Genomic DNA, 14,718 nt, shown 5'->3' with positions numbered 1-14,718 from the left:
GGCGGGACGTGAGCCAGGGCACACCTGCCGTATCGTTGAGGAAGTTCACGAAGATCGGTCACAGGATCGGCAGGACAGTGCGCAGGGAACGGGCAGGAGGCGGCTGGTGACCGTCGACGACACGAATTCCGGCGCGGACGACCCGCAGCCCCCGCCGGACGCCGCCGCCGCTGACCAGCCGACTCCCGGGGAGCCGCGGGGGGGGGGGGGGGCCCCCCCGCCCCCCCCCCCGGCCGCCCCCGCCCCCCCCCCCCCGCCCCCGCGCCCCCCGGGGGGCGGGGCTCAGGACCGGCCGCAGGAACCGCCGTCCTCCGCCGGTACCCACACACCGGGCGCATCGGACGCCCCCGGCACACCGCATGCGCCCGAGCCGCCCGAGTCGTCGTCGTCCGGGTCATCGGGGGAGCACCACGAGCCGTCGGAGCCGTCAGGGCCGTCCGGGCCGTCAGGGTCTTCAGAGCCGACGGGGCCCGCGGAATCGGCGACGGGGCCGGGGGAGCCCGCGAGGTCGGCGGAGCCCGCGGACCCTGCGGACCCTGCGGAGGAGGACCCCTCGGGGGGCGCCGGCCACCACACCACGCACCACATCGTGGAGCACACGGCCGAGCCGACCGACAACCCCCTCGCCATCCGTCTTGAACACCTCATCCTCGGCGCCGAGCGCCAGTACACGCCCTTCCAGGCGGCGCGCACCGCCGGTGTCTCCATGGACCTCGCCTCCCGCTTCTGGCGCGCGATGGGCTTCGCGGACATCGGCCAGGCCAAGGCGCTCACCGAGGCGGACGTGCTGGCGCTGCGGCGTCTCGCGGGCCTCGTCGAGGCGGGCCTGCTGAGCGAGCCGATGGCGGTGCAGGTCGCCCGGTCCACGGGCCAGACCACCGCGCGCCTCGCGGAGTGGCAGATCGACTCGTTCCTCGAAGGGCTCACCGAGCCGCCCGAGCCCGGCATGACCCGCACCGAAGTCACGTACCCGCTGGTGGAGCTGTTGCTGCCGGAACTTGAGGAGTTCCTGGTGTACGTGTGGCGGCGCCAGCTCGCCGCCGCGACCGGGCGCGTCGTCCAGGCGGCCGACGACGAGGAGATGGTCGACCGGCGGCTGTGTGTCGGCTTCGCGGACCTCGTCGGCTTCACCCGGCTGACGAGACGGCTGGAGGAGGAGGAGCTGGGCGAGCTGGTCGAGGCGTTCGAGACGACCTCCGCCGACCTGGTGGCCGCGCACGGCGGACGCCTGATCAAGACCCTCGGCGACGAGGTGCTGTTCGCGGCGGACGACGCGGGCATCGCCGCGGAGATCGCGCTCCGGCTCATCGAGACCATGACCCACGACGAGTCGATGCCGGCGCTGCGGGTGGGCATCGCGTTCGGCACGGTCACCACGCGCATGGGCGACGTGTTCGGTACGACGGTCAACCTGGCCAGCCGGCTCACGTCGATAGCGCCCAGGGACACCGTCCTCGTGGACGGGGAACTCGCCGAGGAACTCGTCCGCACCGGCGAGGCCCCCCAGTCGGAGGCGCTGGCCGCCGAGGAGGCCGCGAAGGCGGAGAAGGAGGGCGCGGAGCCCCCGGCGTACCGCTTCGGGCTCCAGCCGATGTGGCAGCGGCCGGTCCGCGGGCTCGGCGTCGTCGAGCCCTGGCTGCTCGCCCGCCGCCCGACCGGGTAGGACCGACCGCGTCGTACCGTTCCGCGTACGAGCTGCCGTACAGCCCCGTCGTACCGTTCCCGTGTACCGGCTGCCGTACAGCCCCGTCGGACAGCCCTGTCGTACCGCCCCCGCGTACCGGCTGCCCTACCGCTCACGTCCTCGCCTCCGACCGCCGTGACTACGGCCGGCCGGTGTCCTCCCCCGTTCCGCTGGTCCTGCCCTTCCTGCCCTTCCTGCCGCTCGCGGGGGAGCGGGGGTCCCCGGGGAGCCCGGCCTCCTGCCGGTCCTCCACGACGCGCTCCTCCATCTCCGCCGCGTCCGGGCGCCGCGGCATACCGCGCCCGTGCTCGGTGTCCGGGTTGCCTTCAACGGCCTTGTTGGACTTGTGGTGGTGGGCCATCACTGCCTCCTTGTCGCGGCGTGGCGACGTGCGCGGCACCCCCCGTACCCGGGGCCGTGTTCCGAGCCGGGCGCGGCGCTCGCCGCGATGACACGCACCACCACTCAAACGCCTCGCCCACCGCCGCGCAAGGCGGGCCGGGGGCCGTGGAGGCGCGCCGGTCGCCCGCCCGCGAACGGGAGCGCGCCGGCCGGGCGTTACTGTTCGGCCCATGCGTCACTGGCTCCTGCATTCCGCGGTTCACCGACTCGCCGGCGCCGCGGTCGCCGGAGCGGTCGTCGGCGTCGCCGCCGGGTTCCTGTCGGAGGTGCCGCTGGGCATCATCTCCGGCATCGCGGCGGCGGAGACGGCCTTCGTCGCGGCCGGCTGGGCCGTCCTGTGGCCGATGGACGCGCCCACCACCCACCGCAACGTCCGGCGCGAGGACTTCCGCCCCGTCGCCGAGGAACTCGTCGTCGTGGCCGCCGCCGTGTGCGCCCTGGTGGGCATCGTGATGCTGCTCGTCCTCGGCAACCAGGACACCGGCCACGTCGGGGCCGCCGCCGCGCTCGAAGGCGTCTTCATGGCATGGGGCGCGCTGCATCTGATGTACGCCACCCGCTACGCCTACGTCTACTACCAGGGGTCCGAGGGCGGAATCGACTTCAACTCCGACGAGCGGCCCGCGTACAGCGACTTCCTCTACTTCAGCTACAACCTCGGCATGACCTACCAGGTCTCCGACACCAGCGTCTCCAGCACCACGATCCGCGCGGTGGTCCTGCGGCACTGCCTCCTCTCGTACGTGTTCGGCGCCAGCATCCTCGCCACCACCATCAACCTCGTCGCCGGGATCGTCACGGGCTGAACCGCTCATGGTCCGCGGGGCCGGACACCGGGCCGAGCCGCCTGGGGCTCACCGGGGCAGCTGTCTCTTCAGCCCGGCCCGTTGAGCCCCGCCCCTTCAGGCAGTCCGTTCAGACAGCCCCTTCAGGCGGCCCGTTCAGGGGGCTTCCCCTGAACGTTCGAGATCGAGCGCGACCGCGCGCACCGCGTCGACGATCGGCAGAAGTCTGCGACCGAACGGAGTGAGGTCGTACACCGTCGACTGCCTGCCCCTGGACTCCATGACCCGGCTGACGATGCCGGCGTCCTCCAGCTTGCGCAGGCGGTTGGTCAGGGTGACCGCGTTGACTTTCGGAATGGCCCGCTGAAGTTCGTTGAAGCGCATCCCCGACGCCTGCAGCGTCATCACGGTCGCGAGCGTCCACAGGTCCCCGATGACCGACAGGATCTGCATGCATCGCGCTGTCTGGGGGTCCTCCGCCTGATTCATGGTGCCGTCCACTCTAGGTCACCGTGCTATCTTGACCACTAAAGAATGTTTAGTGGTTATCCATCGGGAAGGTGCAGTCACCATGAGGATCACGATCTTCGGCGCGACCGGCCGGATGGGGCGGTTACTGGTCAGGCAGGCCCTTGACGCGGGGCACACGGTCACGGCCTACGCCCGCACGCCGGACAAACTCCCCCTCGCGCACGCGAACCTCTCCGTCGTCGCCGGGCAGCTCGACGACGACGAGGCGATCCTCGAAGCGGTCCGCGCCGCCGACGCCGTTGTCGAGGGTGTCGGCTCCGAGAGCGCCGCGACCCGCAGGATCATCGCCGCCATGGGTACCGCAGGCGTCCGACGCTTGGTCGTCGTGTCCACGTGCAGTGTTCCGGACCCGGCCGACCGGCTGGACCTCAAGTTCCAGGCCCTCGTCCGGCTGGTCAGGACCGCCGCGCCCCGGGCCTGGGCCGAGGTGCGCTCGGCGGCGGAGGCGGTGCGCGCCAGCGACCTGGACTGGACGCTGGTCCGCGTGGCCAAACTCAATGACAGGCCGGCCACCGGAGACATCAAGGCCGGACACTACGGCCAGGGAGTGGTGGGCCTCTCCATCAGCCGCGCCGATATGGCCGCCTTCCTGCTCGGCCAGGTGACCGACAGGACCCACCTGCGCCAAGCCCCGGCGATCAGCAACTGACCACCGGCCCGGTCGCCCCGTCGGAACCCCGGACACCGCACCGGACACGGCGGTGAACCGTCGTTAACATCGACACCGGCCCGGGCGCGCCGAGGCACGCGGGGCCACGCCGTCGATCGGACCGATCAGGGAGGGCACATGGGCGAGGACAGGGCACGGGCGGAGCGGCCGGAGGGCCGGACGGAGGAGGCCCCGGCGGCGCCGGACGCGGAGGGGAGGCGCTACGGGTCCTTCGTGGCCGTACGGCGGCACGGTGGCGGCGGGCACGTCGCCGAGCTGGTGCTCGACCGGCCGAAGGCCATGAACGCGGTCTCCACGGACATGGCGCGTTCCCTCGCCGCGGCCTGCGAGGCGCTGGCCGCGGACGGTTCCGTCCGGGTCGTGGTGGTGACGTCCAGCCACCCGCGCGCCTTCTGCGTCGGCGCCGACCTGAAGGAGCGGAACGGTTTCAGCGACGCCGACCTGATGCGGCAGCGGCCCGTGGCCCGTGCCGCGTACACCGGGGTGCTGGAGCTGTCGGTGCCGGCCGTCGCCGCCGTGCACGGGTTCGCGCTGGGCGGCGGCTTCGAACTGGCGCTGTCCTGCGACCTGATCGTCGCGGACCCGACGGCCGTGGTCGGCCTGCCCGAGGTGTCCGTCGGGGTGATCCCCGGTGGCGGCGGTACGCAGCTCCTGCCGCGCCGCGTGGGCGCGGCCCGCGCCGCCGAGCTGGTGTTCACGGCCCGCAGGGTCGAGGCGCCGGAGGCCCGCGAGCTGGGGCTGGTCGACGTCCTGGCGGCGGAGGGCGGCGACCGGGACGAGGCGCTCGCACTGGCCGCGCGCATCGCGGCGAACTCCCCGGTCGGGCTGCGGGCGGCGAAGCGCGCCCTGCGCCTCGGCCACGGGCTCGACCTGCGGACAGGGCTGGACGTCGAGGACGGCGCGTGGCGGTCCGTCGCCTTCTCCGCCGACCGCGCGGAGGGCGTCGCCGCGTTCAACGAGAAGCGCGCGCCCCGCTGGCCGGGGGAGTGACCTCGCGTACGGGGGGGCGTACAGGAACCCGCAGGCGCGAACGGAGCGTAGTCGCCTATCGCTCCGAGTGATCGAAACCTCTCGAATCACCCTAAGGTGGGGTTATGGGAGTAGATGTGCGAATGCGCGCCATGGTGGCGCTCGCGCAGGGCATGGCGGCGGCGCACTCGCCCGACCAGTCCTGGCGGGCCGCCGCGCAGGGTGCCCGGGACGCACTCGGCGGCAGCTTCGCCGCCCTGTCGGTCTGGGAGCGCGACCTCGGCAGGCTCCGGGTCCTCGTGAACGCGGGGGAGCGGGTGCCCGGCGAGGAGGAGTTCCCCGAGGACGAGGCGTACCCGGTGCATCAGTTCCCGGAGATCGCGGAGTTCCTGCACGAGAAGTGGGCGGGCGGCGGTGGCCCGAACGCCTGGGTCGAGACCGCCGCGGGCCCCGCCGAGGGCGACCCCGGCTACTGCCACCAGCGCGTCGCCGCGCTCCGGCGGCGCGGGCGCGGCTGCTGCGTGGTCGCGCCGATCATCCTGCACGGCCGGGCCTGGGGCGAGCTGTACGTGGCGCGGCCGGTGGGCGCCCCGCTCTACGGCTCGGACGACGCGGACTTCGCCACGGTCATCGCGTCCGTCGTGGCGGCGGGCATCGCCCAGACGGAGCGCCTCGAAGAGGTCAGGCGGCTCGCCTTCACGGACCCGCTGACCGGGCTCGCCAACCGGCGGGCCGTCGACGCCCGGCTGGACGAGGCGATCACCAGGCACCGGGCCGAGGGCTGCGTGGTCAGCCTCGTCGTGTGCGACCTGAACGGGCTGAAGGCGGTCAACGACACCCACGGCCACGCGGTGGGCGACCGCCTGCTCGAACGCTTCGGCACGGTGCTGTCCGTCTGCGGCGCGAAGCTGCCCGGCGCGCTCGCGGCGCGCCTCGGCGGGGACGAGTTCTGCCTGCTGACGGTCGGGCCGGGCGCTGACGAGGTCATCGTGGTGGCGGACGAGTTGTGCCTGCGGGCCGCGTCGCTCGACCTGGGGGAGGGTGTGGCCTGCGGGATCGCGTCCACGGCGGACCCGATCGGGCAGGTGCGCTCGGCGCGCCGGCTGTTCCGGCTCGCGGACGCCGCGCAGTACCGGGCGAAGGCCGAGCGGTCGGCCGTGCCCGTGGTCGCGGGGCGGGACGGTGTGACGATCCGGCTGGCCGACGCGGCGCCCGACGCGCCGGCGTCCGAGGAGGGCGCGCGGCGGCACTTCCGCGACACCCGGCCGCCCCTGCCGGAACCGGAGCCGGGAGACGCCCGGGAGAGGGAGCAGCCGTGACCCGCCTGGGGATCGGGGCGTGGGCCGTGACCGGCGCGGCGACCGGGGCGTGGGCCGTGACCGGAGCGGGGACCGTGTCTTGAGCGAGGGCGGGGCCGTGTCCTGAGCCGACGCCCGGCCGGGTACCGGCTCCGCGACAGGCTCGGGACCCCCGCCCGGTGACACTTTCCGATTCAATCCGTACGCTGCTGAATATGGATATGCATACCGTCGTGGTGGGAACCTCCGGGGTCACCGCGCAGGACGTCGTCGCCGTCGCCCGCCGTGGCGCGCGCGTGGAACTCGGCACCGGCGCGCTCGACGCCCTCGCCGCCGCCCGGGCCGTCGTGGACGCCCTGGCCGCCAAACCCGAGCCCGTGTACGGGGTTTCGACCGGGTTCGGGGCGCTCGCCACCCGCCACATCGGCCAGGACCTCAGGGGCCGGCTCCAGCGCAACATCGTGCGCAGCCACGCCGCGGGCATGGGTCCCCGGGTCGAGCGCGAGGTCGTACGCGCCCTGATGTTCCTGCGCCTGAAGACCCTCGCCTCCGGCCACACCGGCGTACGGCCCGAGGTGGCGCGGACGATGGCCGACGTGCTGAACGCGGGCATCACGCCCGTCGTCCACGAGTACGGCTCCCTCGGCTGCTCCGGCGACCTCGCCCCGCTCTCGCACTGCGCGCTGACCCTCATGGGCGAGGGCGAGGCCGAGGGGCCCGACGGGGCGGTGCGTCCCGCGGGCGAGCTGCTCGCCGCGCACGGCATCACCCCGGTCGAACTGCGCGAGAAGGAGGGCCTCGCGCTCCTCAACGGCACCGACGGCATGCTCGGCATGCTCGTCCTCGCGCTCGCGGACCTCGCACGCCTCTACACGTCCGCGGACATCACCGCCGCGCTCACCCTGGAGGCGCTGCTCGGCTCGCAGGGCGTACTCGCGCCCGAACTGCACGCCATCCGGCCGCACCCGGGCCAGGGCGCCAGCGCCGCCAACATGCTGCGTGTCCTCGCCGGTTCCGAGCTCACCGGCCACTTCCAGGAGGACGAGGCGCCGCGCGTCCAGGACGCCTACTCGGTGCGCTGCGCCCCGCAGGTCGCGGGCGCCGGACGGGACACACTCGCGTACGCCGCCACCGTCGCGGAGCGCGAACTCGCCTCCGCGGTCGACAACCCCGTCGTCCTGCCCGACGGACGGGTCGAGTCGAACGGCAACTTCCACGGCGCGCCCGTCGCCTACGTCCTCGACTTCCTCGCCATCGCCGCCGCCGACCTCGGCTCCATCGCCGAGCGCCGCACCGACCGGCTGCTCGACAAGAACCGTTCGCACGGCCTGCCCGCCTTCCTCGCCGACGACCCCGGTGTGGACTCGGGGCTGATGATCGCGCAGTACACGCAGGCCGCCCTGGTCAGCGAGATGAAGAGGCTCGCGAACCCGGCGTCGGTGGACTCGATCCCGTCGTCCGCGATGCAGGAGGACCACGTCTCCATGGGCTGGTCCGCCGCGCGCAAACTGCGTACCGCGGTGGACAACCTGACCCGCATCGTCGCCGTCGAGCTGTACGCGGCGACGCGTGCGATCGAGCTGCGCACAGGACCCGCCACGGGCCTCAGCGCGGCGCCCGCGACGCACGCCGTGATCGACGCGCTGCGCGCCGCCGGGGTGGCGGGCGCGGGCCCCGACCGGTACCTGGCGCCCGACCTGGCCGCCGCCGACGCGTTCGTACGCACCGGGGCGCTGGTGAGCGCCGTGGAGCCGGTCACCGGCCCCCTGGCGTAACCGGAACCCGGCGCAACGGCGTTTGCCGGAGCTTGGCGGGGGAGGGGGAGCGGGCCGCGCGGGGCCCGGTGTCGCGCGGGGCCGGCCCCCTCCCAGCCGTCAGGCCGCGCCGTCCCCGCGGCGCATCGCCCGGGTGACGAACGCGGCGCCGACACACAGCACACCCGCGCCGCCCACCAGGTAGGGCGTCGCGTCGCTCGCCCGCGAGGCGCCCAGCGCGAGCTGGCGCGACGCCCGCGCGCTCTGCCCCTGGAAGGAGTCCCCGTCCTGGTCCGCGGCACCGTCCGTACCCGCGGCACCGTCCGTACTCGCGGCGCCGTCCCTGCCCGCCGCGGCCGCCGCCACCGTCGCCTGCCCGCTTCTGTGCGGTGTCTCACCGTGGTGCGCCGAGGCGTGCGCCGACGGGATGAAGGAGAGACCGCAGAGCATGACACCTGCGGCACCCGCGGTCACGAGTGGACGGAAGGCGGCGGAGCCGAATACGACGGACATCAGATCGATCCCCTTGTGACGAGGCCGAATTGGCGGGGTGCGCCGATGTTATTGAAAGCGGGCCGGTGGGGAAAGTCGCCCCCGCCTCCCCCTACGCTCCGTGCGGGCGCGGCGACAGCGGGTGTGGGGCCCGGGTCCGGGACGGAGGTCCTGAAGAGGTCCTGAACGGGACGAGACGTCACGAGCCGCCCCGCGAGCGTGTCACCCTGGAAGACCCGGCCCCCGCGAACGCCGGTCCTGCACGGCCGGCGGCGGGGCGGCGGGCCCCGGTTACCGTCGGGGCCGCGACCGGCGCCCCGACCGGCGGCCGGGTGCCCGAAAGGACGGCCCGCGACATACCGCGGTGGCCTCGGACACATCGCCGGGCGATGTGGAACCGAAGGCACACCAGGGCTGTTCTCAGTGGTTATCGGCAGTCAACCGGCGATGATGGAGAAGCGTGTGATGACGGTAAGGAAGCGGCGCAGCACCATTGCCGCCGCGTCCGCGGTACTGGGCGGCGTCCTGGTGCTCTCGGCATGCGACGGCGGCCACGGCGGGGGCGGGGACGCGGCGTCCTCACCGAAGCAGTCCGCGCAGTCGGACGCCGTCGACAAGGCCGCGGCCCAGGACACGTCCGACGCGAAGATAGCCATCACGCCGGGCAACGGCGCCGACAACGCGAGCATCAACAACGCGGCGAAGGTCAGCGTCACCGACGGCACCCTCACGCACGTGAGCCTCACGAAGGCGGACGGCACCCCGGTCGAGGGCGCGGTCGCCGCCGACGGCAAGAGCTGGAGCCCCAAGGAGCAGCTGGACCGCTCCACCACGTACAAGATCGCCGCGAGCGCCAAGGACGGCAAGGGCCGCGCCGCGGACGAGAACTCGACGTTCACCACCGTCTCGCCCGCCCACAGCTTCATCGGGAACTTCACGCCCGAGGACGGCTCCACGGTCGGCGTCGGCATGCCGGTGTCGATCAACTTCGACAAGTCGATCACGGACGAGAAGGCCGTCCAGTCGCACATCCAGGTCTCCTCGACGAGCGGCCAGCAGGTGGTGGGCCACTGGTTCAACTCCAAGCGCCTGGACTTCCGTCCGCAGGACTACTGGAAGGCCGGCAGCAAGGTCACCCTCAAGCTGAACCTGGACGGTGTGCAGGGCGCCAAGGGGACCTACGGCGTCCAGCAGAAGACCGTGTCCTTCACCGTCGGCCGCAACCAGGTCAGCACGGTGGACGCGAAGACCCACACCATGGTGGTCCAGCAGGACGGCAGGACGGTGCGGACCATCCCGATCTCCGCGGGCTCGCCGGAGCACACCACGTACAACGGCCAGATGGTGATCTCCGAGAAGTACAAGAAGACCCGCATGAACGGTGCGACGGTCGGCTTCACGGACTCCGACGGCAAGGGCGAGTACGACATCAAGGACGTGCCCGACGCGATGCGCCTGACCAGCTCGGGGACCTTCGTGCACGGCAACTACTGGGGCGCGCCCTCGGTGTTCGGCAGCTCCAACACGAGCCACGGCTGCGTCGGCCTCCAGGACGTGAAGGGCGCGGGCGACCCGAACACCCCCGCGCACTGGTTCTTCGACCACTCGCTCCTCGGTGACGTGGTCGTCGTCAAGAACTCCCACGACAAGACGGTGCAGCCCGACAACGGCCTCAACGGCTGGAACCTGAGCTGGTCCGACTGGCAGGCGGGCTCCGCGGTCTGACCCGCGGCCCAGCGGTCCACGTGACGCGGCACGGCGGCCGTACCCCTCTCCCGGGGTGCGGCCGCCGTGCCGTGTCCGCGGCTTCTCATGGCGCTCTCATGCCAGCCTCAACCGCCTGTCACCACACGCCCGTAATTTCACGCCATGTTCGTCACCTACCTCCGGCGCGAATTGCGGCGCCGCAGAAAAGCGGCCCTCGTCATCGCCTCAGGACTCGCACTCGGCATCGCGCTGGTGATCGTCGTCAGCTCGGTCACCGCGGGCATGAACAAGGCCCAGGACAAGGTCCTCCAGTCCCTCTACGGTCTCGGCACCGACATGACCGTCACCAAGGCGGCCACGACCTCCAGCGGCGGCAGTGGCGACTCCGGTCGTCCCCGCTTCGACTTCAAGGGACAGAACAACGACGACAAGAGCTCCCAGAGCACCGACCGCGTGATGGTCCAGGGCTTCCAGACCCTCCCGGACTCGACCGTCACCACGGTCGGGCGGCAGCACGGCGTCGCCTCCGCCGTCGGCGGCCTGAGCCTCAACGTGCTGAAGGTCAACGGCCAGTTCAAGCGCGGTGAGTTCAAGCCGGGCCAGAGCGGCGGCCAGGGCGGCGGCCGTGGCGGCGCGCCCGGCGGCGGCACCTCGGGCGGCCAGGTGCAGGGCGGCGGAGCCTCGTTCAGCGTCGACTCGTACACCGTCTTCGGCACGGACGTCGCCAACTCCACCCTCGGCCCGCTGACCAGCTCGAAGCTCACCAAGGGCCGGACGTTCAAGACGTCCGAGGCCAACGCGGACGTGGCGCTCGTGGACAGCGCGTACGCCAAGCAGAAGAGCCTCGACGTGGGCAAGACCCTCACCATCCACGGCACGAAGTTCACGGTCATCGGCATCGCCACCGCCGACAGCGGCGACTCAGCGGCGAACGTCTACATACCGCTGGCGAAGGCCCAGTCCCTCGCCGGCCAGAAGGCGAAGGTCACCACCGTCTACGTGAAGGCGACGGACTCGAAGCAGATCGACGCCGTGAAGGCGGCGGTGCAGAAGAACGTGTCCGGCACGACCGTCACCACCTCCGCCGACCTCGCCTCCAGCGTCTCCGGCTCGCTGTCCACCGCGTCGGGCCTCGCGTCCGACGTCGGCAGGTGGCTGTCGATCGCCGTGCTCGTCGCCGCCTTCCTGGTGGCGGGCCTGCTCACCTCGTCGGCCGTCAGCCGTCGCGTACGGGAGTTCGGCACGCTCAAGGCGCTCGGCTGGAAGAGCGGCAGGGTCACCCGGCAGGTCATGGGCGAGGCGCTGGTCAACGGCCTGATGGGCGGCGTGCTCGGCATCGCGCTCGGGCTGATCGGCGCCTACGTGGTCTCCGCGATCAGCCCGACCCTCACCGCGCAGCTCGCGGGCGCCGGCGGCGGCAGGGCCGGTGGTGGCGGTGGCTTCGGGGGAGGCTGCGGCGGACCCGGCGGTGGCGGTGGCTTCGGCGGCGGTGGCTTCGGGGGCGCGGCGCGCCAGACGGCAGCCAAGGCCGTCCAGGTGTCGCTCACCGCGCCCGTCTCGCTCAGCGTGATCGCGGTCGCGGTGGCGCTCGCCGTCGCGGGCGGCCTGATCGCGGGCGGCTTCGGCGGCTGGCGCGCGTCCCGCCTGCGCCCGGCGGACGCGCTGCGCCGCATCGAGTAGCGCTGCCTCACGGCCCGCCCGCCCCGAACTTCCCCTCTCGCAGCAGGAGTCGAACCATGTACCAGCTCACCGGAGTCACCAAGCGCTACCAGCGCGGCAAGAAGAACGTCCAGGCGCTCGCCGGGGTCGACCTGACGATCCCCGACGGCGGCCGGCTCGTCATCCAGGGTCCGACCGGTGGCGGCAAGTCGACCCTCCTGCAAATGCTCGGCGGCCTCGACCGTCCCACCGAGGGCACGGTCGAACTCGACGTCACCGACCTCGGCGCGCTCTCCGAGGCGCGGCTCACCAAGGTCAGAGCCGAGCAGATCGGCTTCGTCTTCCAGAGCTTCAACCTCATACCCACCCTCACCGCCCAGGAGAACGTGGAGACCGCCCTCGTCCCCCTCGGGGTCAAGGCGGCGGCGCGGCGCGAGCGTGCGGCGGAGGCACTGGGGTCGGTGGGGCTGGGGGAGCGTCTAGGGCACGTTCCTGGCGAGCTCTCCGGCGGCCAGCAGCAGCGTGTCGCCATCGCGCGTGCGCTCGTCAAGCGGCCGAAGGTGCTCCTGGCCGACGAACCGACGGGAAACCTCGACGAGTCGATGCGCGACGAGATCATGGAACTCTTGGAGGGACTCTGGAAAGAGCACGGCCTGACCTTCATCATGGTCACTCACGACAGCACCATCGCGCGCCGCGCCCCGACGCTGGCCACGATCCGCAAGGGACGGGTCACGGTCACCGCGAACGCGGCCGCCTGACCAGCACAGCGTGATCAGCACAGCGTGACCAGCACGGCCGGTCAGCCCGTTCGCGTACCGCCTGACCGGAACAGTACGACCTGTGGTCCGAGCGGCACTGCCCCACCAGCGCCGCCCGGCCCGTCGTCCGCCCGCTCCGCCGTCCCTCCCTCGGTCTGCCCGTGCCGCCGTCCGCCCGCCGTAACTCACCGTCATCCGTCATCCGTCATCTGTCATCCGCCATCCGCCATCCGTCTTCGTCGAGGCCCGCCGGGCCCGCGTCGTCGCCCGGACGTCTCCGTGAGCAAGGAGCGTCGCCACCCTCGCACGCGTAGGTTCTCCACATGCTGATCAGACTGGGAAATCCGCCCTCGGACGCCGAGATCGACGCTTGGCACGCGGTGGTCAGCGCCGCGCACGTCCGTGACCTCCCGGCCGCCGTCGCGGAGCCCAGCCGCTCCGAAACGGCGGGCAGACTGCGCGTGCCGCCGTGGAACGGCCGCGAGGTGCACCTCGCGGCGGTGGCCGAGGACGGCTCGTACGAGGGAGTGGCGTCCCTCCTCCTGTGGACGGAGCCGCCCAACCTGCACACGGCGTATCTCCACAAGCTCGTGGTGGACCCGGGCGTCAGACGCGGCGGGGTGGGCGCGCGGCTGTGGGGGGCGATCCGGGAACAGCTCCTCGCCGAAGGACGTACGTCGGTCTCCACGCGGCTCGAACTCGGCGGCGCGGGGGAGGCGTTCGTGGACAGCCTGGGGTTCGTGAAGATGCTGCCGCTGACCCGGTACGTGCAACGCGTCGAGCACGCGTTGCAGGACACGTCCCCGCTGTCGCTGCCGGAGGGACTGCGGTTCGCCCACTGGTCGGGCGTCGCGCCGGACGCGCTGGCCGACAGCCTCGCCGAGGTGCACAACGCGCTGGTGGACGCGCCGAGCGGCGATCTCGCGGCGCGTCCGGTCCGCTGGGACGCCCGGAGCGTACGGTCGGCGGCGCGGCTCGTGGAGGACCGGGGCGGGGTCCTGGTGACGGTCGCGGCGCTGGACACGGCCGACGCCGTCGTCGCCTGCACGGAGGCCGTCCTGCACACGCGCGACGACACCCGCGCGGCCCAGGGCGACACCTCGGTCCTCCCGGCCCACCGGGGCCGGGGCGTCGGACGCGCGGTCAAACGGCACCTGCTGGACGTGCTGCGCGACGAGCACCCGGGGGTACGGGAGATAGCCACGTCCGTCGCCGACGAGAACGGCGCGATGCTCGCGGTCAACGAATCGCTCGGCTACCGCCGCGAGCGCCCGGCCGGGCTGTTCGAGATGAAGCTCTGACGGGGCCACCGGGCCCGTCTCCCGCCACCGTCCTGCGGCCCCCGGCTCTCCGCCCGTCCTTTCAGGACGCGTGCCGGACCGTCGTGTCCCTGGCCCGCATGTAGAGGCCCTCCCGCGTGTAGTAACGCCACGGCAGCGCGTTCACATACCCGTCGACCTGGCGGAACTGCTCGAGGGCCGCGTCGTACCTGTCCTGCTTGTAGAGGAAGTACGCCAGCAGATGGCGCAGTTCCGGCAGGCGCGGATGGTCGCCCGGGGCCGCCGCCGCGTCCATCAGGGCCCGGTCGATCCGCCCGGTCAGCTCCGCCGTGCGGTACTCCTCCGGGTCACGCGTGCTCTCCAGGTGCTCCTCGAACCACGCGATCAGCGGGAACGCCGACATCAACGTGCCCAGCGGGGCGCCCGACGCCGCGTCCACCGCGAACTCCTCGGCCAGCGGAGCCGAGCCCTCGCCCTTCGGCAGCCAGTACCGCAGCGCCGCCTCGTGCGCCGCGTACAGGTACGGCGCCCGCGTGACGGCCTCCTTGAACACGCCGCTCGCCTCCGCGTGCGAGAGCCCGTCCGCCACCGCGCCCGCGAGCTCCACCACATACGGCGTCGGGTCCTCGGGGCGCGCCTTCCTGGCCGCCGCCAGCGCGGTGGCCCGTGCCCCGCCCGCCTCCGGTGCCCCGGCCCGCGCCGCGCCGCCCGTGCCGTGCGGCCCCC

At 72.9% G+C, this 14,718-nt stretch carries 12 protein-coding genes and 2 pseudogenes; 10 read left to right on the top strand and 4 right to left on the bottom strand.

Annotation, left to right across the window (positions count from 1 at the left end; genetic code table 11):
- Positions 1-568 precede the first annotated feature (568 nt).
- A pseudogene (locus tag LCE31_RS24920) lies at positions 569-1,663 on the top strand (adenylate/guanylate cyclase domain-containing protein); the annotation flags it as partial.
- A 160-nt stretch (positions 1,664-1,823) separates the two neighbouring features.
- Here LCE31_RS24920 and LCE31_RS24915 read toward each other — a convergent pair.
- The gene (locus LCE31_RS24915) at positions 1,824-2,045 is read right to left on the bottom strand and encodes a hypothetical protein (RefSeq protein ID WP_225017824.1); all 222 of its coding nucleotides are present in this window, start codon (positions 2,043-2,045) and stop codon (positions 1,824-1,826) included.
- A gap of 211 nt (positions 2,046-2,256) precedes the next feature.
- On the opposite strand from LCE31_RS24915, the gene LCE31_RS24910 reads away from it, so the two are divergent.
- Positions 2,257-2,892, top strand: coding sequence for a DUF1345 domain-containing protein (locus LCE31_RS24910; protein ID WP_225017822.1), 636 nt, complete (start codon positions 2,257-2,259; stop codon positions 2,890-2,892).
- Between the two features lie 135 nt (positions 2,893-3,027).
- Here the strand turns inward: LCE31_RS24910 and LCE31_RS24905 are convergent, their stop codons facing one another.
- A complete protein-coding gene (locus tag LCE31_RS24905; protein ID WP_225017819.1) occupies positions 3,028-3,324 on the bottom strand; it encodes a winged helix-turn-helix transcriptional regulator in 297 nt (98 codons plus the stop codon).
- 118 nt (positions 3,325-3,442) lie between these two features.
- On the opposite strand from LCE31_RS24905, the gene LCE31_RS24900 reads away from it, so the two are divergent.
- From LCE31_RS24900 to hutH, 4 genes are all read left to right on the top strand, one after another.
- Positions 3,443-4,051 (top strand): NAD(P)-dependent oxidoreductase, encoded by a 609-nt coding sequence (locus LCE31_RS24900; RefSeq protein ID WP_225017817.1) that lies wholly within the window; start codon positions 3,443-3,445, stop codon positions 4,049-4,051.
- A gap of 138 nt (positions 4,052-4,189) precedes the next feature.
- The gene (locus LCE31_RS24895; RefSeq protein ID WP_225017815.1) at positions 4,190-5,062 is read left to right on the top strand and encodes an enoyl-CoA hydratase/isomerase family protein; all 873 of its coding nucleotides are present in this window, start codon (positions 4,190-4,192) and stop codon (positions 5,060-5,062) included.
- A gap of 104 nt (positions 5,063-5,166) precedes the next feature.
- Positions 5,167-6,360 carry a GGDEF domain-containing protein gene (locus LCE31_RS24890; RefSeq protein ID WP_225017813.1) on the top strand — a complete coding sequence of 398 codons (1,194 nt, stop codon included), beginning with the start codon at positions 5,167-5,169 and terminating at the stop codon, positions 6,358-6,360.
- A gap of 200 nt (positions 6,361-6,560) precedes the next feature.
- Entirely contained in the window at positions 6,561-8,114 is a 1,554-nt protein-coding gene (gene hutH / locus LCE31_RS24885; RefSeq protein WP_225017829.1) for a histidine ammonia-lyase, read from the top strand.
- Positions 8,115-8,213: 99 nt separating this feature from the next.
- Here hutH and LCE31_RS24880 read toward each other — a convergent pair whose 3' ends face one another.
- The gene (locus LCE31_RS24880) at positions 8,214-8,606 is read right to left on the bottom strand and encodes a hypothetical protein (RefSeq protein ID WP_225017810.1); all 393 of its coding nucleotides are present in this window, start codon (positions 8,604-8,606) and stop codon (positions 8,214-8,216) included.
- Between the two features lie 429 nt (positions 8,607-9,035).
- On the opposite strand from LCE31_RS24880, the gene LCE31_RS24875 reads away from it, so the two are divergent.
- The 4 genes from LCE31_RS24875 to LCE31_RS24860 all read left to right on the top strand — a co-directional run bounded on the left by LCE31_RS24875 (position 9,036) and on the right by LCE31_RS24860 (position 14,013).
- The gene (locus LCE31_RS24875) at positions 9,036-10,310 is read left to right on the top strand and encodes a L,D-transpeptidase (RefSeq protein ID WP_225017827.1); all 1,275 of its coding nucleotides are present in this window, start codon (positions 9,036-9,038) and stop codon (positions 10,308-10,310) included.
- A 144-nt stretch (positions 10,311-10,454) separates the two neighbouring features.
- Positions 10,455-11,972 (top strand): ABC transporter permease, encoded by a 1,518-nt coding sequence (locus LCE31_RS24870; protein WP_225017808.1) that lies wholly within the window; start codon positions 10,455-10,457, stop codon positions 11,970-11,972.
- Positions 11,973-12,028: 56 nt separating this feature from the next.
- Positions 12,029-12,712, top strand: a complete 684-nt coding sequence (locus LCE31_RS24865) for an ABC transporter ATP-binding protein (protein WP_225017806.1) — start codon at positions 12,029-12,031, stop codon at positions 12,710-12,712.
- 323 nt (positions 12,713-13,035) lie between these two features.
- On the top strand, positions 13,036-14,013 hold the full coding sequence (locus LCE31_RS24860; RefSeq protein WP_225017804.1) for a GNAT family N-acetyltransferase: 978 nt from the start codon (positions 13,036-13,038) through the stop codon (positions 14,011-14,013).
- A gap of 61 nt (positions 14,014-14,074) precedes the next feature.
- Here LCE31_RS24860 and LCE31_RS24855 read toward each other — a convergent pair.
- Positions 14,075-14,718 (bottom strand): annotated as a pseudogene (locus LCE31_RS24855) (hypothetical protein); the annotation flags it as partial.

The sequence above is a fragment of the Streptomyces sp. 8L genome (genome assembly GCF_020176795.1).
Lineage (GTDB): Bacteria > Actinomycetota > Actinomycetes > Streptomycetales > Streptomycetaceae > Streptomyces.
Note: the sequence above shows the minus strand (reverse complement) of the source record. Positions and strands in the feature narration are given on the sequence as shown.